The organism is Pedobacter sp. PACM 27299 (genome assembly GCF_001412655.1).
Lineage (GTDB): Bacteria > Bacteroidota > Bacteroidia > Sphingobacteriales > Sphingobacteriaceae > Pedobacter.
Genome location: NZ_CP012996.1, coordinates 5,784,775 through 5,805,809, shown reverse-complemented (window position 1 = coordinate 5,805,809; position 21,035 = coordinate 5,784,775). Strand labels below are relative to the sequence as shown.

The window sequence follows — 21,035 nt, the reverse complement described above, 5'->3', positions numbered from 1 at the left end:
ATAAAATTCCTGAAAATACAGCTATAAAATTAAGAAATCATGACTTCAAGAAGAGGATTTATAAAAGGTGGTGGACTGGCATTATTTGGCATCGGATTGGGTGGGATTCCAGGGTTTTTGGCGGAGGCAGTAGCCCATACTAAAGAGCCGGGTTTATTCAATAGAAAGAAAATAATGGTTTGTATTTTCCAGCGCGGGGCGATGGATGGTTTAATGGCCGTTACGCCATTTACAGATCAATACCTGCAGCAAGCAAGACCAAACCTATTCATGAGCGCTGCAAAAGCAGCAAAAAATACACCTCTAATAGACTTGGATGGGCGTTTTGGTCTGCATCCTTCCATGGCAGCTTTTGAATCCGTTTTTCGCGATAAGCGGATGGGTATTGTGCATGGCATCGGATCACCTAACAATACCAGGTCCCATTTTGATGCACAGGATTACATGGAATCAGGTACGCCATTTAAAAAAGGAACGGATAGCGGTTGGTTGAACCGGGCTGTGGGGCTACTTGGGCATGATGGCGCCACACCTTTTCAGGGTGTGAGCTTGACTTCCTCCTTACCCAGGTCTTTTTATGGCGAAAACCCGGCTTTGGCGATTAGTAACCTCCAGGATTTTAATATCCAGATGAGAGGGAATATGAACGGGGCCAATCTGGCCGCCAAAAGTTTTGAGGATTTATACGATCAAACCTCTTCAAACCTGCTTAAAGATACCGGAAAGGAGAGTTTTGAAGCGATAAAAATGCTGCAGAAAACGGATGCGAAAAACTATAAACCAGCCAATAACGCAGTCTATCCCAACACAGCACTCGGCAATTCCTTGAAACAAATCGCACAGCTGATCAAGATGAATGTAGGAATGGAAGTTGCTTTTGCGGAATCCGGAGGATGGGATACCCACTTTAATCAAGGCACCGATACGGGGATTTTCGCGAGAAATGTGAACGACCTCAGCAATAGCATCATGGCTTTCTGGACAGATATGGGAACATTACAAGATGATGTAACGGTAATGACCATGACCGAATTTGGTCGTACTGTGAAGCAAAATGGAACCGGCGGAACAGATCATGGACGCGCTTCCTGCAATTTTATTTTGGGCAATGACGTAAATGGTGGCCTGGTACATGGAAATGTTCAGCCAATGGCAATAGAAAATCTGGAAGATGGCAGAGATTTGGCCGTAACCACTGATTTTAGAAGCGTGTTTTCTGAGGTGGCAGACAAACATCTGAACCTTCATAACGATAAATTGCTGTTTCCGGATTGGGAAGGAAGTAAAATTGGCGTGATGCGTTAATAATCGCCAAAATGAGCTGAGAATTTAATATTTTATCATTATTTTGCCTTCATTAAGCGGAGTTCAGGATCGCCTATGCCGTTATCTTCGGGCTTTTACCCGCAACCTGAGCATGACCCCAATTTTTTTATGAAGAAAGAGTTTTTGTATTTGTTTTTAGCGTCGGCTATGGTCGCCTGCAACCAGAAAAGTGAAGATAAAAGTGCTGCCGGTAATTCCGCAGATACGACGTTAAATGCCGGGATGTCCGGTTCCAATCTGAGCGATTCTGTGTGTTGTAATTCCAACCTTCCTAAGCGATATGGCGCTGTGACTGGTATAGAAACACTTGCTAAGGATAAAAAAAACGGGCTGAATTCGCATGAAGGCATGAAATATATTCCTGCCGGATCATTTCGGATGGGTGCTTCAGATAAAGAAGGCCGCAGAGATGAATACCCGGCACATGAAGTGAAAATGGACGGCTTCTGGATTGATGAAACGGAAGTTACCAATGCCCAGTTTGCTGCATTCGTGAAAGCAACAGGATATATCACCCAGGCGGAACAAAAGCCGGATTGGGAAGAGATCAGAAAACAACTGCCTCCGGGCACACCTAAACCATCAGAAGACCAGCTGCAGCCCGCATCTTTAACCTTTTCCCCACCAAAAGGTCGCGTAGACATCAATGACGTTTCACAATGGTGGAGCTGGACACCTGGTGCCAGTTGGAAGCACCCGCAAGGACCAAAAAGCAGTATCAAAGGCAAAGAGAATTATCCGGTAACGCAGGTTTCCTGGTTTGATGCCAATGCCTATGCCAAATGGGCGGGAAAAAGATTGCCTACAGAAGCAGAATGGGAATACGCTGGAAGAGGTGGTCTGAAAGATAAAAAATACCCCTGGGGAGATGAAGACCTGGCCACAGGAAAAGTAAAGGCCAATACCTGGCAGGGAGAATTCCCATATTCCGATAAAAAGACAGATGGTTACGGAAATGTAGCACCAGTAAAATCATTTGCTGCCAATGGCTATGGCTTATATGATATGGCGGGAAATGTATGGGAGTGGACAGCAGACTGGTATCGTGAAGATTATTACCAGCAGCAAAAAGGAGTAACTGTAAACCCACAGGGGCCAAAAGACAGCTATGATGCCGCAGAACCAGGCATTCCTAAGAAAATTATCAGAGGAGGTTCATTTATGTGTCATTCCTCCTATTGCAAAGGATATAGAGTAACTTCCAAAATGAAGTCTTCGATGGATACAGGACTGGAGAATACCGGTTTCCGGTGTGTGGCCAAATGATATTCTTGAGCCAGTCCTGATCAATGCTGCCTACCTAAGGCAGCTTATTGAAATCTATTTCAGGGTGTGTTTTTCCTGTTGATTTCCTATGAAATGGCGTATTAATGGGGGTAAAGTCATTAAAAAAGCCGCAATTTTTTAAGTAGAAAGAAGTTTGATCTGTTCCACCAGTATAGTCTTTTCTATAGTTGATTCTTGCTGTTGCGTCTGCCGTGAATTTCGCGTTGGTCACCTCGTGCCATTTTCCTGATGCATCAATCGCCCATTGGTTTTTATAGTCACCTCTGCGGGACTGATCGCCTGTTGTCGGAGAGAAATTTTCCAGGAAAGAATAGATGCCGCTCAAGTAAACTGCGGATTGCGGGCGCTCAAAACTGGCCACCAATTGCCAGTCGCCTTTGTCAAGATCCTTGAAGTAAGCAGTATATACAGTCGTGTTTTTCGCTGGATTAGGCTTTGCATGAGTTAAAAATGCATAGCTTTTACCTGCTTTCCATGGGTAAAGCATATAACTTTGTCCGCCGGAACCTTCATTCCCAAACTCGCCGGTTTTAGTAGTATTCCCTTTTTTCAACAACACAATCTTCATACTGTCAGGAATAGATTTTGGATCATCCGTAGTAAATGGGCTCCAGACAGAAAAAAGTACCCTGCGTTCGGTAGGGGAGTTCACCTGCATCCCGAAATAACCACCGCCAAATCCATTGGCCATGTAATAAGTACCTTGCTTGTCTTCTCCATTAGGAACCATAATTTCATTATAGAACCATTCTACTTTTCCTTTTGCTTCCGCAGGGATTTCGTAGTTTAAATGTACAGAAGGACCTCTTCTGCCCCAATGAAAATAACTACCTTCATTGTTTTTCACATAGACAGCGCCTTTTGCAAGGGCAGAACCGCCGACTAGCAAGTCTGAGACCTCGGCAAATACAGCGCCGGTTTTACTGATCCCTTTCAATTCTACTTTAACATAACCGGGGGCTTTAATCAATACCTGACCTAAGGGTACGATTTGAGTGCCGGTATTGTTCAGTTCTTTTTGAAATGTCTTTCCAGCCACGGTAACGCTGATTTTACTGTTCCCGTCAGGAATACGGAGTTTAAGCGATAAATCTGCCGATCCTGCAGCTTCTGTCCTAAAGTAAATGGCAATCACATCTGCAGCATTGCTCCAGTTGCTCAAACCTTCATTTTTGATTCTTGCAGTACCGCCTTTTTCTACATACCCATTGCCTCCAAGGGGGATGATGATGCTTTCAGGCTCGATTTCAGCCCTGCTTCCGGCAAAAGTCGCCGGAAGAATCAGCAGCTGAAAAGCAAGAAGGAAAAAGGTAAATTTCTTCATGTTCATTGGTGTGTTTGTTGATTTGTTTGTGGTTCGAAATATGAAATTAGGCAAAGCGGAATTAAAAGAAGGATCAAAAACCAGTCAAACGTTTGCGTTGCCCATTTGAGGCCTTATTCGCTAAAATATAATTACGTTAGTCTTAGCAATACAATCTAAACACATAAATGAGAACAATTTTTACCACACTATCCTTGTTATTGGCCTCTTCGGCAGTAATGAGCCAGCAATTACCAACGGAGCTGCAAACTCCAGAAGTGGTTGCTGTAAACAGGATGCCTATGCGTGCTTCGGCATTTGCTTATGAAAGCAAAGCATTGGCGGCAAAGCGTGAAAAGGAGAAGTCTAATTACTTCTTAACACTAAATGGACAATGGAAATTTAACTGGGTTCAAGACCCGCGTCAGCGTCCACAAGAATTTTTTAAAACTACTTTCGACGATACTAAATGGGATAATTTTAAAGTCCCTGCAAACTGGGAAACCAATGGTTATGGCTTGCCGATTTATGTAAATCATCCTTACGAATTTACTGGCCGCAAAGTAATGGGAGAGCGTTTAAACCCGCCATTCGACATTCCTGAGGATAATAATCCGGTAGGTTCCTACAGAAAGAAGTTTACACTTCCAGAGAACTGGGATGGCCGTCAGACTTTTATCCACCTTGGGGCGGTAAAATCAGCATTTTACATCTGGGTGAATGGTAAGAAAGTAGGGTATAGCGAAGACAGTAAGCTTGCTGCGGAATTTGACATCACTAAATACCTGAAAAAAGGAGAAAATTTGGTGGCTTTACAAGTATACCGCTGGAGTGATGGCAGTTACCTGGAATGCCAGGACATGTGGAGAATATCTGGAATCGAGCGTGATGTGTACCTCTATTCTACGCCAAAAGTAGATGTCAGAGATTTTAAAACCATCGCTACTTTAGATAAAACCTTCAAAAACGGATTACTTTCTTTTGATGCCGAAATCAACAACTACAAAATCGAAAGAGGAACGCTGCACAGCACTCCTGATACCTTTTCAGTAGCTTTAGAACTGGTAGATCCAAAAGGTAAAACCGTATATACGGATGAAACAAAAGGTGTAAACAAGGTAATTGGTAACTATAAAGCCAATGTGAAGCTGCAAACGGAAATTCCAAATGTTGCCGCGTGGACTGCTGAAACACCAAACCTATATACCTTATTCATCACCCTGAAAAATAAAAAAGGAGAGGTGCTGGAAGTGATTCCGCAAAGAATCGGTTTCCGTACAGTAGAGCTAGTCAATAACAACTTCCTGGTGAATGGAAAAAGAGTGTTCTTTAAAGGAGTAAATCGTCATGAGCACAATGCCACACAAGGTCATACCTTAACTAAAGCAGACATGCTGAAGGATATGGAAATGATGAAAAAATTGAATGTGAACTCCGTAAGACACTCTCATTATCCACCAGATCCTTATTGGATGGAGCTTTGCGATGAATACGGACTGTATGTAATTGATGAGGCAAACATTGAATCCCATGGTCGTTATTATGACCTTGCTTATACGCTTGGAAATGATAAAGAATGGAGAATGCCGCATTTGGAGCGTATCAAAAGAATGTATGAGCGCGATAAAAACCATTCATCGGTGATCACCTGGTCATTAGGAAATGAAGCCGGTAATGGAAGAAACTTCTATGAAGGTTACGACTGGCTGAAAGCAAATGACGGGCGTCCGGTACAATACGAACGCGCAGAAGAAGATTTCAATACAGACATGATTGTGCCTCAGTATCCAGATCCAAACTGGTTGAAAAGCTATGCGAACAGCAAGCCTGACCGTGCTTTGATCATGAGCGAATTTGCACACATCATGGGAAACAGCCTTGGTAACTTTAAAGAATACTGGGATGTGATTGAAAGTCAGCCGAATTTACAAGGTGGATACATCTGGGAATGGATCGATCAGGCTATTGATACCGTTAAAAATGGTAAACGCATCAATGCTTATGGTGGTGATTTCCCTTTAAGCGGCCCGGTAAATGAAAATTTTAGTGACAATAACTTTAGTGTTAAAGGTGTGGTGACGAATCATCGTGGCATGACTCCAATGGCAGTAGAGGTGAAAAAGGTATACCAATACATTAAAACCAAATACAATGGCCACAACAGCATCACCGTAAACAACTCTTATTTCTTCAAAGGATTGGAGAATGTGAAGTTAAACTGGGAGCTGTTAGAGAATGGCAAGATCGTTGAAAAAGGAAGTCAGAACGTCCTTAGCATCGATCCAAGAACAGAAAAAGAACTGAGCCTGCCAATTAAGACTAAAGCTAAAGCAGGATCAGAATACTTCCTGAATGTATATTATGATTTAAAAACAGCGGAACCTTTCCTTCCATTAAATTATACCATTGCAACCGAACAGTTTGCATGGAATGGTACACCAGCATGGTCGCAGCCAACTGCAGCAGCTGCGGGTAAACTAACTGTAGAAAAGGCAGCGGGAAAAACTCTGGTTAAAGGAAAAGACTTTACCGTAACGCTAGACCTTGACAAAGGATTAATGACTGGTTACACGGTAAAGGGTGTACAATTGTTAGCGGAAGGCCCTCAGCCAGGTTTCTGGCGTGCACCAACCGACAATGATATCGGTGCTGGTTTCAATAGTAGCCTCAGAAAATGGAGATCTGCTTATGCAGAAGGAAAAGTGAGTACTGCAGACGTAACGACTGCCCCTTCAGGAGAAGTAACTGTGGTATTTAAGAAAGAGGTCGTGAATGGTGATGCAACCGTTGAACAAACCATTACCATCAGAGCTGACGGTATTTTAAAGGTAAACAATCGCTTTACTGCGAATAAAGGTAAGTATGCTTTAATGCAGCGTATCGGTAATGATCTGCAATTAAATGGCGGATTAAACAAGATCAGTTATTATGGCCGTGGCCCAGGTGAAAACTATTCAGATCGTAAAACCGCTTCTTTTGTTGGCCTATACCATCAAACATTAGATGAGCAGTACTTCCCTTACGCACGTCCTCAGGAAAGCGGAAATAAAACGGAAGTACGCTGGGTGAATTTTACAGATAAAAAAGGAAATGGATTGAGCTTCGGTATGGCAGATCGCCTGTTGAATTTCTCGGCACTGCCTTATAGCCTGGATGATTTAGATCCTGAAGTGAATAAGAAACAATACCATTCAGGAGAATTGGTAAAGAGAGATCGCATTTATATGCACCTAGACTTGATTCAGAGTGGTTTACAAGGAATTGACAGCTGGGGATCTATGCCGTTAAAGGAATACAGAGTTCCTTTTGCAGCACATGAATACTCGTATTGGATCAAACCAATTAAATAAGCACCGCTGGCAATAATTAAAAAGCGGCCTTTCGTATGGGTATTCGAAAGGTCGCTTTTTTATGCGGTTTTGTTTTATAACCGGATGTTTTCTAGTCTATTAAAAAATATTTGCGCAAACGTTTGCGCCTGAGGTCGAGGGCTGCCTTTTTCTAAAGCTGATTTTAAAGCATCATGCCAACAACAGCCATCACTAAAGCGATGATTACTGCAGGTAAAAAGCCAGCGATTTCGAAATCATCAAATAACTTGTCTGCTAATTTGATCATCACAGCTGTTACGATTAAATGAACAAAGAAGGATAAGAATCCTAAAGTAACCACATTCAGTGGGACCCTTAATAACCAGCCTAACGTTGCATTTAGTAAGCCGATCACTAAGGCAACAACGATTGCCGTTCCATAATTTTTTATTCTTACGCTAGGCAGAACGTAGGTCATCCCCAGTAAAATACCGGCATTGACTAAGAGAGTGATGATGAAATTCATAGCTTTAGATTTGAATGCTCAATGGGTCAAAAATCAATCCAAAAATTGATTAGGTCACTTTAGCCGTTCTGATATATTTAGAGAATTTTAGGGGGAAGAATCGCTTCAGCCAAACTCCTTTGACCTCTTTTCCTCCGATATAGACTTCTTCCTTTTTTAATTTAACGGCGTTTACAATTAGCTGAGCACAGGTTTCCGGCAGCATACCTGCAGCCTGTGCTTCGTCCATTGTGCCCTGAGGACTGCCCGAAGCGGTTAACGCGTTTAGCGTCACATTGGTCTTGATGAAACCTGGGCATACCAGGGTAATGTGAATTCCCTGATCGCATAATTCAGCTCTTAAAGAGTCAAAATAGCCATGTAAAGCATGTTTTGAAGCCGAATACGCAGAGCGAAGCGGCGTGCCAAACTTGCCCACTAAACTGCTGATACAAACAATATGACCCCCGCCATTTGCAAGCATCACCGGCAATACCGCCTTGCTCAGCGCTACTGTACCCCAGAAGTTCACTTTCATCAGGCGCTGTTCTACAGCCAGGTCGGTTGCTAAAGCCAATCCCCGCTGACTAATCCCGCCACTATTGATCAACAGATCAATCTTGCCGAAAATGCGGATGGCTTCTGTGGCTTTATCAGCCAGACCAGCAGTGTTTTCCAGGTCGAGCGACAATACATGAACATTGATTTTATTTTGACAGCCACTTTTCACGCGGAACAATTCATCGCGGTTGCGGGAAGAAATGATCAGTTTAGCGCCCAGCTGGCTATACGCATAAACCAATGCTTCTCCTATGCCGGATGAGGCTCCGGTGATCCATATCACTTTATCTTTCATTTCTGTTATGACGTTTATTCTCTAATGTTAACGGTGATCTTCCGGAATTAAAAACAATTCCGAAGCAATATGATCTGCAAATAGCTTTCCATCTAAGGTTAAAGTTAAATGGTTGTTTTCATGGATCAGCCATTGTCGTTCGATAAATGGTTTGATGCTTTTAAGGGTATCCGTCTGGAATGCCTTGCCGAAATCGGAATTTATTTTATCCAGACTAGTACCCCACATGGTGCGTAAGGACGTCATGATGTACTCATTAAAACGGTCGTACAAATCTAGCGTCTCGATTGTTTCCGGCAAACGGCCTTCTCGGATATCACTTAAATAAGCCGCATTATTGGCCACATTCAGGTAACGCGTATGGCCATCAAAGCCATGTGCAGAAGGGCCGATGCCCATATATGGAATGCCGCGCCAGTAATTGGTATTGTGAACAGCATACTGACCAGGCTTGCTGAAATTTGAAATTTCATAGTGCTCAAAACCACCTTCTTTTAGCTTATCTATCAGTGTAATGAACTGCTCTGCGCTCTGTTCTTCATTTACCGGAGTTTGTTTGCCTCTTTTAATAGCGCTGGCTAATGCTGTCCTTGGCTCTACAGTTAAAGAATAAGCAGAAATATGAGGCGTTTGAAACTCGATCGCTTTGTTGATGTTACTCAGCCATTTTTGATCAGTCAATAGCGGATACCCGTAAATCAAATCAATACTTAAATTCTCAAATCCGGCATCCTGACTTCTTTTGATACAATCTTCCGCTTCCTGTGCATTGTGCGCACGGTTCATCCAGATCAGGTCTTCTTCAAAGAAAGACTGGATGCCAATACTGAAACGGTTGACTGGCAATTGCCTCAGTTCTTTGATTTTTTTAGCGTCCAGATCATCGGGATTGGCTTCAATAGTAATTTCCGCATCGGAAGCGATGGAAAAATGCTTGGTCAGCGTATTGAAAATCTTTTCAAATGCTGCGGCAGGGAGTACCGAAGGTGTGCCTCCGCCAAAGTAAATACTGCCAATCTGATGCTCAGCAACCCGGTCCTTTTTCTTGATGATTTCTGTGCAAATCGCATCAGTCATCTCATCAACGTATTTTAAGGAGGTGCTGAAATGGAAATCGCAATAAGTACAGGCCTTTTTGCAAAATGGAATATGGATGTAAATACCAGACATCCGACAAAAGTAGGTATAAAAATAAGATATCCTTTTTCCACTTAGATGAAATTGGGGCTGGTCCGGATGCTGAAGAAATACGGCAGTTATTTTCAATACGATTTCTTAGCTAAAAAGGACGCTTAAAGAGGGTATAAAGTGGTCGAAAAGAGACCTGCATTTCTATAGCCTCAGGAGGGGGTTCAGTTAGGGTTTGGATAGCGGAGACTAAGGCAACCCCAACCGAACCCTAACTGAACCCCCTTTGAACCCTATTATAAGGCCGATCTCTTCCCGAACACTACCCGACCACTATCACCACAATAAAATTTTAAATGTTGCGGTTATTTTTAAGGCCATTTACTCCCTGATGAAAGCTGAAATCTTTGCCCCTCTAACAGGATCTGAAAACCGTTGGAAAACTAATGCATATTTAAGCTAAATTTGCGGCAATGAATTTAAATCGCATCCTTCTGCTGCTGTTCTTTTTTTGTATGACTGGCTTTTCCAATGGTTATGCCCAGACAGCTGATATTGCTGTGGATACGCTGCAGGTCAGAACGGCTTATCCAAGGAGAATTGTAAAGGATGCGGCTTACCTAACCAGACAGAAATTCGTGACCGATTCGATCATGACCCATACTTGGCTGCTGCCCGATTCCCTGATCGATAAAAACATCATTATCGACAGCATTGTGAAAGCGCATACGACCGGCCATACCGACCTGCTCCACCGTTACCAGGAAATTGGAGATGCGAAGCAGGTTTCCGCCTTCCGTACCGGCAAAGCACTGCCTAAAGGGGAGCGCTGGGTACTCGCTGTTATTGTCTTTTTACTTGCCATATTCGCCGCTTTAAAAATTTCTTTCTCCAAACAATTGCAAAGTATTGTCCAGTCTTTCTTTAGTAATAGGGTACTCAATAACCTGAATAGGGAAGATAATTTGTTTACTTCATGGCCTTTTCTTCTCCTGTTCGTACAGTTCGGATTTACATTAGGCATGTTTTTTTACCTGGTTTCACAGTATTATCACCTCGCTTTTGTCAGCAGTGGTTTTCAGTTTTATGCTAGTATTTCTATCCTGATTATCGTTTTATACGTTGTGAAAATTCTCATTTTACGTCTTTTAGGCTATCTTTTTGAGGTGCAAAAAGCCGTAAATGAATATGTTTCCATATTATATTTGAGTTACTTTAATCTTTCTTTAGTTTTCATTCCCCTAGTAATTGCGTTTGCCTTATCTCCTTTAAGGTATGGAGCTTACTACGTGGTAGCTTCTTTTGTACTTCTCGCAATTATCTTTATTTTTCAGTTTATTAGGGCAGGGATAAATATTTTATCTCACTATAGATTTTCTAAAGTGTATTTGTTTTTGTATTTTTGTGCCCTCGAAATTTGCCCTATATTAATATTAATCAAGGCAATAGGATTTTAAAGCGGTAATTAGGTAAAATGCAAGAAAAGACAGAAGATAGGTTACGTAAAGTGAAAAGTATACTGATCACCTTACCAAAACCGGAAACAGAGAAGTCTCCTTATTTTGATTTGGCAAAGAAGTACAACCTGAAAATTGATTTTAGATCATTCATTCATGTTGAAGGAATTCCAGCCAGAGATTTCAGAAAAGACAAAATCACCCTGAGTGATTTTACTGCAGTAGTGTTTACCAGCAGAAATGCTGTTGACCATTTTTTCAGAATTTGTGAAGAAATGAGATACGACGTGCCTGCTGACTTGAAATATTTCTGTATTTCAGAATCTACCGCTTTGTACCTCCAAAAATATATTCAGTACAGAAAACGTAAAATCTTCTTCGGTAAGCAAACTGCAGCAGATTTAGCGGAAGTATTGAAGAAACACTCGAATGATAAATTCCTGTACCCATGTTCTGATATGGCTACTGAAGACACCATGAACTTCTTACAGAAGAATGGTTATGACTTTACCCCGGCGGTATTGTTCAGAACAGTGGTATCTGATCTTTCCGATCTTGCTGAAGTATTCTATGATGTAATCGGATTCTTTAGTCCGTCCAGTATTCAGTCTTTATTTACCAATTTTCCGGATTATAAACAGAACAATACCCGCTTTGCAGCATTCGGTTTAAACACCCATAAAGCCATCAGTGATGCCGGTTTAATCGTTGATATTGCAGCTCCTTCACCAGAAGCTCCATCTATGATTATGGCCATCGAAAATTACATCAAAAAGTCTAATAAATAGTCATACAGCCTAAATTGTACGCTCCAGCGCAATTTAGGCTAACTTTTTTTTGAGGGTTACTACTATTTAATTTCAAGTAGAAAGTACTTTCTGACAGCTAATTGCTGTGTCCGAATGAACGGAATTCTCTGTTCATTATTATCTTTCCTCGTATTTTTATGGCTTAATAGTTGTTAATGTGAATCTTAATATATAAAATTGCTATAAAATTGCGGGAATATATGAGGAGAAACATCTACTTTTTGGGATTTATAGCCACAATACTTCTAGCCAGCTGCGGAAAAGGCGGTCAGGGGGAGTTAGTAGGGGTATACAATAAGAAGTTTAAAAACAACCGGGTGCCTTTGGGTATGGTGTACGTACCACCAGGAAGGACCTTGATTGGGATGTCTGACGAAGACATCAACAACTCTCAGACCTCTCCGAGTCGTATGACTTCTTTTAGCGCGTTCTTTATGGACCAAACCGAGATTTCCAATGCAGAATACCGACAGTTCGTGAACTGGGTAAGGGATTCTGTGGCGGTGACGACACTGGGGCCAACTGTTGCCGCTAACTTTTATAAACCTGTTCCTGCAAATGCCGGCCCTACTTCTGCCTCTGATCGTTACATCGACTGGAAAAAAGTGGGCAATGGTTCTCTGTTGTGGAGCCGCAAAAATGGTGGATTTGGCGCCAAATTAACTGATATGTATTATAGCGGTGCAGATGCTTTACCCGGCAGAACTGAAATTGATGTGAGAAAGCTGAGATATGCTTATAGCTATAAAAGTACCGATCTAGAAGCCGAAGGCCGTAAAGATCCAACGAAAAAAAGACAGGATTTCATTGTTACTTATACCGATCTTCCTGATCCTGATAAATCAAACCAGTTTCCTTCCGTAAATGTATATCCGGATACCCTGGTTTGGAAAGTAGATTATTCTTATTCTCAGAATGATCCAATGGTGAAAACTTATTTTAACCACCCTTCTTATGATGATTATCCGGTAGTAGGGGTGAGCTGGGAACAGGCCACTGCATTTTGTGTATGGCGTACCCGTTTCTATGAATCTGTGGCTGTTGCAAGAAAACAACCGCTGAATTCAAGACCAGAATACCAATTGCCTAGTGATGCACAATTTGAATATGCAGCAAGAGGTGGTAATGTGAAAACAAAATACCCTTGGGGCGGTCCTTATATCCGCAATACCAAAGGATGTATGCAGGCTAATTTTAAAGTTGGACGTGGAAATTATTCAGATGACGGCGGTTTATATACCGTAAACGTGAAATCTTATTTCCCGAACGATTATGGCCTTTACAATATGGCTGGAAACGTTGCGGAATGGACCGTTACCGCCTATAATCAGTCGGCAGCTCCTTTACTGCTCGATTTTAACCCGAACTTTACTTACGTTGCAAAAGCTACAGACAGCAAATACCTGAAACGCAAAGTGGTTAGAGGAGGCTCCTGGAAAGACATCGGATTTTTCCTTCAGAATTCCGTAGGTACCTATGAATATCAGGATCAGGCGAGATCTTATATCGGATTCAGGTGTATTTCCGCCTATCCGGGATCAGATATCAGAAATAAAAATTAACAATCTTAATCATATACCAATTCATCCTAAAAAAATGGTAGCAAAACGTAAATTCGATAAAATGCACCTGGCTATATCGCTAGGCGCCAGCGTAGTTATTCTTGGCGCGCTTTTTAAAATTCTTCACCTTGGAGGCGTATGGGGTAATTACATGATCGGAATTGGATTAGGGGTAGAAGCCATCTTATTTGCTTTAACCGGATTCATCCAGCCAGAGCCAGAACCAGCATGGGAAAGAGTATATCCTGAATTAAGAGATGATTATGATGGTGAATTGCCAAAAGCCTCTTCAAGAGTAACGGCACAGCCAGCGGCATTCTCTTCTACTGCAGCATTGGATAAAATGCTGTCAGATGCAAAAGTAGGTCCTGAACTGATCGAAAGCCTGGGCAATGGCCTGCGTACTTTCGGTGATAAAGTAGCCGCGATCTCTAATGTAGCTGATGCTTCTGCTGCAACCACAGAATTTGCAGGAAAAATTAAAACGGCTTCAGCAAGCTTTGACTCCTTGAATGGCGCTTTCTCTAAAGCAACAACTCAATTGGTGGAAATCGGCGAAAGTGCCGGTGCTTCTAAATCATACCACGAACAAGTGAATGCCCTGGCTAAGAACCTGGCTTCCCTGAACGCAGTTTATGAATTGGAATTGCAGGATTCCAGTGCCCACCTGAAATCAATGAACAAATTCTATCAAAACATCGCTTTGACGATGGATAACTTTAGTGGTTCTATGGAAGATTCTAAACAATTTAAGGACGAAGTTGGGAAACTGGCTAAGAACTTAGGTTCTTTAAATGCAATCTATGGTAACATGTTATCGGCAATGAATCAGCCACGTGTTTAATCCGTATTTAATTAGTGATCATTTCATCATCAGACTGAATTAAGAATGGCCGGAGGAAAACAAACAACGAGGCAGAAGATGATCAATATCATGTATTTGGTATTGTTAGCTATGCTTGCCTTGAACGTATCAGATACGATATTGAATGCTTTTAAGAACATCAATGACAGTTTGCAGACGTCAAAAAATAATGTCAGCAGCAGCATCGACCAATTGTTCGCAGCATTTCAAAATACAAAACTTAAAGAGGAACCTGCAAGGGCACAGCCCATCTGGGAGAATGCCAATAAAGCAAAAGCTTATGCCAACGAACTAAACGATTACGTTCAGAAATTGAAAGATCAGTTTGTAGTAGAAGGCAAAGGAATTGACCCGGAAACTGGCGATTTAACGGAGCGCTCCAATCTGGATATCGCTCAGGGCATTATGATCAACCAGAAAAAAGGGGATGAACTGCAAAAGAAAATCAATGAAACCCGTGAAAAGTTAATCTCTTTATTGCCAGAGAAAGACCGTGCACATGTAACCTTCTCATTGGAAGCTAAAAATGCAGAGAAAGCTATCAATGGAAAGAAAAACTGGGCCGATATTAACTTCGGTGAGGGTACACCATTAACCGCGGCCAACACCATCCTGACTAAAATACAGTCGGATGTGAAAAATGCCGAAGCAGAAGTGGTGAAGAAATTGTTCGGAGATATGGACAAGGCATTGGTCAATTTAGATCAGTTCGACGCGGTTGCAGTAGCGCCAAGTTCTTACGTGATCCAGGGACAGCCCTATACCGCACAGGTGTTTTTAACGGCGAGCGATTCCAGGTCTATGCCTGAAATCTCCGTAAACTCCAGCCCACTCTCTGTAAAAGATGGTAAAGGAACTTATACCGGCAGCACTGGTAGCGTAGGTGTGTTCAAATGGTCGGGTACAATCCGCGTCAAACAAACAGACGGTAAAGTCGTAGAATATAGAACTCCTGAGCAATCTTATCAGGTAGCTAAGCCTTCCGCAACGGTATCTCCTGATAAAATGAACGTAATTTATGCCGGCATCCCGAATCCATTCTCTGTTTCTGCAGCAGGCTTTCCATTGGAAAGTGTGAAGGCGAGCATGGACGGTGGTACGATCTCTGGCGGCAGTGGCAAATTTACAGTGAATGTAAGCGGTGCTCAGGTAGGGAAAGAATTGAACATCAACGTTTCAGCAAGCTCAGGCGGTAAAACTTTAAACCTGGGATCTCAGAAATTCCGCGTGAAAGCATTACCAACGCCTAAAGCTTTAGTAAAAGGAAAATCTGGTGGCAGTGTAGACCTGGAGTGGCTGGAAAATGCCGGCCTATTGGATACACAGCTGGATGATTTCGTTTTCGATGTAAAATATAAAGTAATCAGATTTGCGGCTACATTTATCAACCCTAGATCTGATGCGGTAACAATACAAAATAGTGGTGCAGGATTTAGTGGTCAGGTAAAAGGAGCTTTAAATTCCATAAAACCAGGAGCCACAGTAGTGTTCAAAGACATTGTGTGTGAAGGCCCGGATGGCCGTCAGCGCGTGTTAGATGGCATCACATTTAGTGCAAAATAGGATTGATTATGAAAAACATTGTAAGTATTTCGGCATTATTGTTATTCGGATTAACAGTATCAGCACAGGTGGTAAAAAGCCCTGATACTGCGAAGGCGACAGTAAAGAAAGCGAAGATAAAAACACCTCCTAAAGATGGCTTTTCCGCAAGAAAAGACGTTGATAGTGCTGTGATGGTTCCTTTCGCCGATGTAAGAGAAGAGGATGTGTTTTATTCTAAAAGAATTTGGCGCGAGATCGATTTAAGAGATACCATTAACTCGGTATTGAAAGCAGAAAATGCAAGATTGATCGATGTGCTGTTAGAAGCGATCACCAATGAAGAATTGACAGCTTATTCTCCGAAAGATACGACTGCCGGGAAATTGCTGGAAGACAATGATTCTTTCAAAATTGCATTGACCACACAGGAGGCCCTGCAAAATATGCGTGGTGTTACAGAAGGGACACCTGATGCAACAAGCGGCAAGATCGCAGCACCAACTTTGAAAAGATTCAGACCTGATGAATTCCTGAAATACAGGATTAAAGAAGATTGGATTTTAGATACGAAGCGTTCAGTTTTTGAACCTAGAATTGTAGGGATTGCCCCTATGAAAATGGTAGAAGGAAACTGGCAGCCGGTTTTCTGGATCTATTATGATGACGTAAGAGAACTGCTGACGAAGAAGAAACTTATGAATCCTGGGAATGATGCTTCGGTATTGACTTTCGATGATTTCTTTGTGAGACGTTTATTCTCGAGTTATGTAGTGAAAGAAACAAATCCTGGAAATAAAACGATTGTGGACATGCTGGGCTTAACCGACATCAAAGATCCAAGAAAATTATACGAATCGGAGAAGATTAAGAAATCCATTGCAGACTTTGAACAGAGTCTTTGGGAATATTAATCCACCCCGTTTAAAACAGAAAATCCGGTCTTTATCAAAAGACCGGATTTTTTTATGCCTTTTTACAGCAATATTTTTAGGCTTTCCCGTTGATCGGAGCGAATTCAAATTAGTTTAAGCGGCGGGAGGTTTCTTGAAATAATTGGTTAAAGCCAGTACCTGTGCTTTATTCAGGACTTTCTGCAATTCCATCAGGTCTGCCTCCCTGATCTTTTTAACCGATTTAAAGTGACGAAGGAGCTTGTCGGCAGTTGTCTTTCCAATGCCTTCTATTGCCTCCAATTCAGTTTTTAACGTGCCCTGATCGCGTTTCTTGCGGTGGAAGGTAATGCCAAACCTATGCGCCTCATCGCGGAGCTGCTGGATCAGTTTCAGGCTTTCCGATTTCTTGTCCAGGTACAAAGGGTAAGGATCGTTAGGGAAGAACAATTCTTCTAATCTCTTGGCAATACCGACTATTGCTACCTTATGTTCTATACCCAGCTTTTTCAAGCTACTTACCGCAGAGGATAGCTGGCCTTTACCACCGTCAATGATGATCAATTGAGGCAATGTACCTTCTTCTTCTAACATGCGCTTATATCGCCTGTAAACCGCTTCTTCCATGGTTGCAAAGTCGTTGGGACCTTCCACGGTTTTCACATTGAAATGGCGGTAGTCTTTTTTCGAAGGTTTTGCATCTTTAAATACCACAATTGCCGATACCGGATAGGCTCCCTGGAAGTTGGAGTTGTCAAAACATTCAATATGTTTAGGCAGTTCGCTCAATCCAAGATCCTTTTGCAGCTGTGTTAAAATTCGGTCTGTTCTCAAATCCGGGTTCAGCTTTTCATACTGGTTCAGCTTCTCTTTTTTGAAAAACAGTACGTTTTTCTGAGAGAGCTCCAGCAGACTTTTCTTTTCCCCTAGTTTAGGAACCGTAAACTTGATATTTTTATCCTCTAATGCGATTTCAAAAGGAATCACGATCTCTTTGGAGGTACTGTTGAACTTGGTGCGGAATTCCGTAATGGCGAGCGTCAATAGCTCCTCATCAGTTTCATCCAGTTTCTTTTTAATCTCTATAGTCTGCGTCTGAATGATACTGCCATTCATGACTTTCAGGTAATTCACAAAGGCATAACGTTCATCGGAAGCAATGCTCACCACATCAATATTGGTGATAGAGCTGCTCACTACAGTAGATTTGCTTTGGTATTTCTCGAGCACCACCAGTTTCTTCTGATATTGATGGGCCAACTCAAAGTTCAGGTCTGCAGCTGCCTCTTTGACAATCTGCTTCACCTCTTTGATCACGCTACCGATTTTTCCGTTCAGAATGTCTTTAATTTCTTCAATATTCCTATCGTAATCTGCAGCTTCCTGGTAAGCCTGACAAGGTCCTTTACAGTTGCCGATCTGGTATTCCAGGCAGACTTTGAACTTGCCCTCATGGATGTTCTTCTCGGTTAAGGGTAAATTACAGGTTCGCAGGCTGTAGGTTTCCTTGATGACGTCCAGAATGGTATGCATCATGCCTACAGAGGCATAAGGTCCAAAATAGGTGGAACCATCTTTCACCATATTTCGCGTCCAGAATACCCTCGGAAAAGGTTCTTTCTTGATGATGATCCAGGGATAGGTTTTATCATCCTTCAGCATGATATTGTACCTCGGCTGGTGCTTTTTGATCAGGCTGTTTTCCAGCAGCCAGGCATCAATCTCGGTATCTACAATGGTGAAGGTGATTGTCCTGATTTTAGAGACCAGCACGCGGGTTTTCCCATTCAGCTGCTTGTCCTGAATAAAATAGGAACCCACCCGGTTTCTCAGGTCTTTGGCTTTGCCGATATATATTAAAGTATCCTCCGCATCCCAATACTGGTATACACCAGGTTTATGGGGAATGTCGGCCAATACTTTTTTATACTCAAAAGTACTCATGAAAATCGCTTTTTAATGAAAAGCTAGAAACCTAGCTTTTCGTCAAGTTCTGTCGGTTGTTCCTGCTGCTGGTATTGGTTACAGTCGAAGGTAATGGTGGTTCCATTTTTCGGCGGTTCAAAATCAGCTTTGCTTATATTCAGGGTCTTACTGGCGTATACACGTTTCATAAAACCAGCGTAAATCGGCAATGCAGTCACTGCACCAGAACCCTGTCTGGTACTGATAAAGTGGAAGGCACGGTCTTCACAACCTGTCCATACACCTGCGGTCAGCTGTGGTGTAATGGCCATAAACCAACCATCGGAGTTGGCATTCGTCGTACCGGTTTTTCCACCGATAGGTCCATTTACGCCATATTTACCGGTTAAGCTCCATCCTGTTCCGTTGGTAATTACACCACGCAGCATTCTGGTCATCACATAGGCTACTTCTTCATTCAGTGCAGGCACTGGAATCGGAGTGTCATTGTAAAGCACAACGCCATTTTTATCTTGTATTTTTAAGATGTAAGTTGGTTTTTTCCAAATGCCTTTATTGGCAAATACACTGTAAGCACCCGTCATATCATATACTGAGGCATCAAAAGAGCCTAAAGCAATAGAAGGAGAGGCAGGTACTTCAGAAGTAATTCCCATTTTCTTAGCCAAAGTAGCTACGGCCACCGGACCTACTTGTTTCATCAGGTAAGCCGCAATATAATTCTGCGATAATGCCAGTGCTTTTTGTAAAGTCAGGTATCCCGGAACGGTTCCTGAAGATCTTGGTGTCCATGGTGGACTGCCCGGAGTTTCAATGGTTACCGGTTCATTCAATACGCTGAAACATGGAGAATATCCGTTTTCAATCGCTACTGCATACGTGAAAGGTTTAGCTGTAGAACCCACTTGTCTGGTTCCCATCTTTACCTGATCATATTTAAAATGCTCATAATTGATGCCGCCAACCCATGCTTTCACATATCCCGATTGCGGGTCCATCGCCATCATGGCATTTCTCAATAGCAACTTATAGTATTTTACAGAGTCGATTGGCTTCATCAGCGTATCGATATTTCCTTTCCAGGTGAAGATGCTCAGTCGGGTAGGGGTATTGAAATCCGCTTTAATTTCTTCTTCGCTTTTTCCTTCCAGCTGTAAAGATTTGTACCTGTCGGATCTTTTAACACCCTGCTCAATCTGCATTTCTTTTCCTTTGAAAGGATTTTTGCCTTTCCAGCTGTCGTAGAAAGAGGCTTGCAGGATCTTCATGTATTCTTTTTGTGCCTCTTCTGCATAGACCTGCATCTCATAGTTGATGGTGGTGGTGATTTTTAGCCCATCCCTATCCAGGTCGTATGGCGTGCCATCTGATTTTAGGATCGAGCGTTCCAGAAAGAGTTTCTTGATGTCACTTTTCACCACTGCTCTGAAATAAGGCGCAATACCATCATTTACGGTTGCTGCACTGAAGCGCAGTCCTAATGGTTTTTCTACTTGTTTTTCATAATCCTGCTCGGTTAGGAAATCCGCTTTTACCATCAATCCCATAATGGTATTTCTACGGGCCAGTGCGCGTTCTGGATTACGGGTAGGAGAATATCTGGTGATTCCCTTTAGTATGCCTACTAATGTTGCCGCCTGACTAACGGTTAATTTATCCGGTGTTGTGTCAAAATATACCCTTGCCGCAGATTTAATTCCATAGGCCTGGTTTCCGAAATCTACGGTGTTTAAATACATCACGATGATTTCTTCTTTCGTATAGTTGCGTTCTAATTTTACTGCAATCACCCATTCCTGGAATTTCTGCAGAATACGCTTGGCAAAGTTCTTTTGCCTTCCTTCCTCAGAAAAAAGGTTCAGAGCCAGCTGCTGAGTAATGGTACTTCCCCCTTGTTTCTTGCCAATAATAGCATAAAGAAAAATGGTGAATGTACGTTTAAAGTCGATTCCCGAGTGTTCTTTAAATCGAATGTCTTCTGTTGCAATTAAGGCATTGATGACATTCGGAGAAATCTTGTCGTAGGTGACATTAGATCTGTTTTGTACAAAATAAGTGCCCAGAATTTTGCCATCTTCTGTGATGACTTCTGAGGCCTGATTGCTTTTTGGATGTTCGATGTCTCTGAAAGAAGGAAGTTCACCAAACAAACCAAAACCAACGGAAATGATAAAAAGAGCGAATAAAACGATTCCTGCAATTAAGAGCTTCCAGATGTTGAAATTATACCTTCTGATGTCTTCTTGCGAAAGTGGTTTGTTCATT

The 21,035-nt window shown here is 42.2% G+C and carries 15 protein-coding genes; 9 read left to right on the top strand and 6 right to left on the bottom strand.

What is annotated here, in order from left to right; genetic code table 11:
- Nucleotides 1-39 precede the first annotated feature (39 nt).
- Nucleotides 40-1,305 (top strand): DUF1501 domain-containing protein, encoded by a 1,266-nt coding sequence (locus tag AQ505_RS24455; RefSeq protein WP_062550574.1) that lies wholly within the window; start codon nt 40-42, stop codon nt 1,303-1,305.
- 129 nt (nt 1,306-1,434) lie between these two features.
- The gene (locus AQ505_RS24450; RefSeq protein ID WP_062551200.1) at nt 1,435-2,592 is read left to right on the top strand and encodes a formylglycine-generating enzyme family protein; all 1,158 of its coding nucleotides are present in this window, start codon (nt 1,435-1,437) and stop codon (nt 2,590-2,592) included.
- A 34-nt stretch (nt 2,593-2,626) separates the two neighbouring features.
- Here the strand turns inward: AQ505_RS24450 and AQ505_RS24445 are convergent, their stop codons facing one another.
- On the bottom strand, nt 2,627-3,943 hold the full coding sequence (locus tag AQ505_RS24445; RefSeq protein ID WP_062550573.1) for a DUF3472 domain-containing protein: 1,317 nt from the start codon (nt 3,941-3,943) through the stop codon (nt 2,627-2,629).
- 161 nt (nt 3,944-4,104) lie between these two features.
- On the opposite strand from AQ505_RS24445, the gene AQ505_RS24440 reads away from it, so the two are divergent.
- On the top strand, nt 4,105-7,266 hold the full coding sequence (locus tag AQ505_RS24440; RefSeq protein ID WP_082461706.1) for a glycoside hydrolase family 2 TIM barrel-domain containing protein: 3,162 nt from the start codon (nt 4,105-4,107) through the stop codon (nt 7,264-7,266).
- Between the two features lie 163 nt (nt 7,267-7,429).
- On the opposite strand, the gene AQ505_RS24435 is transcribed toward AQ505_RS24440, so the two are convergent.
- Genes AQ505_RS24435 through hemW form a run of 3 tightly spaced genes read right to left on the bottom strand, consistent with a single transcriptional unit; the run spans nt 7,430 to nt 9,758 of the window.
- Nucleotides 7,430-7,753 carry a phage holin family protein gene (locus AQ505_RS24435; RefSeq protein WP_062550572.1) on the bottom strand — a complete coding sequence of 108 codons (324 nt, stop codon included), beginning with the start codon at nt 7,751-7,753 and terminating at the stop codon, nt 7,430-7,432.
- A 49-nt stretch (nt 7,754-7,802) separates the two neighbouring features.
- Nucleotides 7,803-8,588, bottom strand: coding sequence for an SDR family oxidoreductase (locus tag AQ505_RS24430; protein ID WP_062550571.1), 786 nt, complete (start codon nt 8,586-8,588; stop codon nt 7,803-7,805).
- Between the two features lie 27 nt (nt 8,589-8,615).
- Complete coding sequence (gene hemW, locus AQ505_RS24425) at nt 8,616-9,758, bottom strand: radical SAM family heme chaperone HemW (RefSeq protein ID WP_082461703.1); 1,143 nt, start codon at nt 9,756-9,758, stop codon at nt 8,616-8,618.
- A gap of 431 nt (nt 9,759-10,189) precedes the next feature.
- Between hemW and AQ505_RS24420 the strand changes: the two genes are divergently transcribed.
- The 6 genes from AQ505_RS24420 (at nt 10,190) to gldN (ending at nt 16,865) form a co-directional block, all read left to right on the top strand.
- Nucleotides 10,190-11,173 carry a DUF4271 domain-containing protein gene (locus AQ505_RS24420; RefSeq protein WP_062550570.1) on the top strand — a complete coding sequence of 328 codons (984 nt, stop codon included), beginning with the start codon at nt 10,190-10,192 and terminating at the stop codon, nt 11,171-11,173.
- A gap of 17 nt (nt 11,174-11,190) precedes the next feature.
- The gene (locus tag AQ505_RS24415; RefSeq protein WP_062550569.1) at nt 11,191-11,961 is read left to right on the top strand and encodes a uroporphyrinogen-III synthase; all 771 of its coding nucleotides are present in this window, start codon (nt 11,191-11,193) and stop codon (nt 11,959-11,961) included.
- A 221-nt stretch (nt 11,962-12,182) separates the two neighbouring features.
- Nucleotides 12,183-13,544, top strand: a complete 1,362-nt coding sequence (locus AQ505_RS24410) for a type IX secretion system lipoprotein PorK/GldK (RefSeq protein WP_062550568.1) — start codon at nt 12,183-12,185, stop codon at nt 13,542-13,544.
- 34 nt (nt 13,545-13,578) lie between these two features.
- Entirely contained in the window at nt 13,579-14,388 is an 810-nt protein-coding gene (gene gldL / locus AQ505_RS24405) for a type IX secretion system motor protein PorL/GldL (RefSeq protein ID WP_062550567.1), read from the top strand.
- Between the two features lie 78 nt (nt 14,389-14,466).
- Nucleotides 14,467-15,972 carry a type IX secretion system motor protein PorM/GldM gene (gene gldM, locus AQ505_RS24400; protein ID WP_335337979.1) on the top strand — a complete coding sequence of 502 codons (1,506 nt, stop codon included), beginning with the start codon at nt 14,467-14,469 and terminating at the stop codon, nt 15,970-15,972.
- A gap of 8 nt (nt 15,973-15,980) precedes the next feature.
- The gene (gene gldN, locus AQ505_RS24395) at nt 15,981-16,865 is read left to right on the top strand and encodes a type IX secretion system ring protein PorN/GldN (RefSeq protein WP_062550565.1); all 885 of its coding nucleotides are present in this window, start codon (nt 15,981-15,983) and stop codon (nt 16,863-16,865) included.
- A gap of 114 nt (nt 16,866-16,979) precedes the next feature.
- Here the strand turns inward: gldN and uvrC are convergent, their stop codons facing one another.
- Both uvrC and AQ505_RS24385 read right to left on the bottom strand, forming a co-directional pair.
- On the bottom strand, nt 16,980-18,788 hold the full coding sequence (gene uvrC / locus AQ505_RS24390) for an excinuclease ABC subunit UvrC (RefSeq protein ID WP_062550564.1): 1,809 nt from the start codon (nt 18,786-18,788) through the stop codon (nt 16,980-16,982).
- A gap of 23 nt (nt 18,789-18,811) precedes the next feature.
- On the bottom strand, nt 18,812-21,034 hold the full coding sequence (locus tag AQ505_RS24385; RefSeq protein ID WP_062550563.1) for a transglycosylase domain-containing protein: 2,223 nt from the start codon (nt 21,032-21,034) through the stop codon (nt 18,812-18,814).
- Between the last annotated feature and the right edge of the window lies 1 nt (nt 21,035).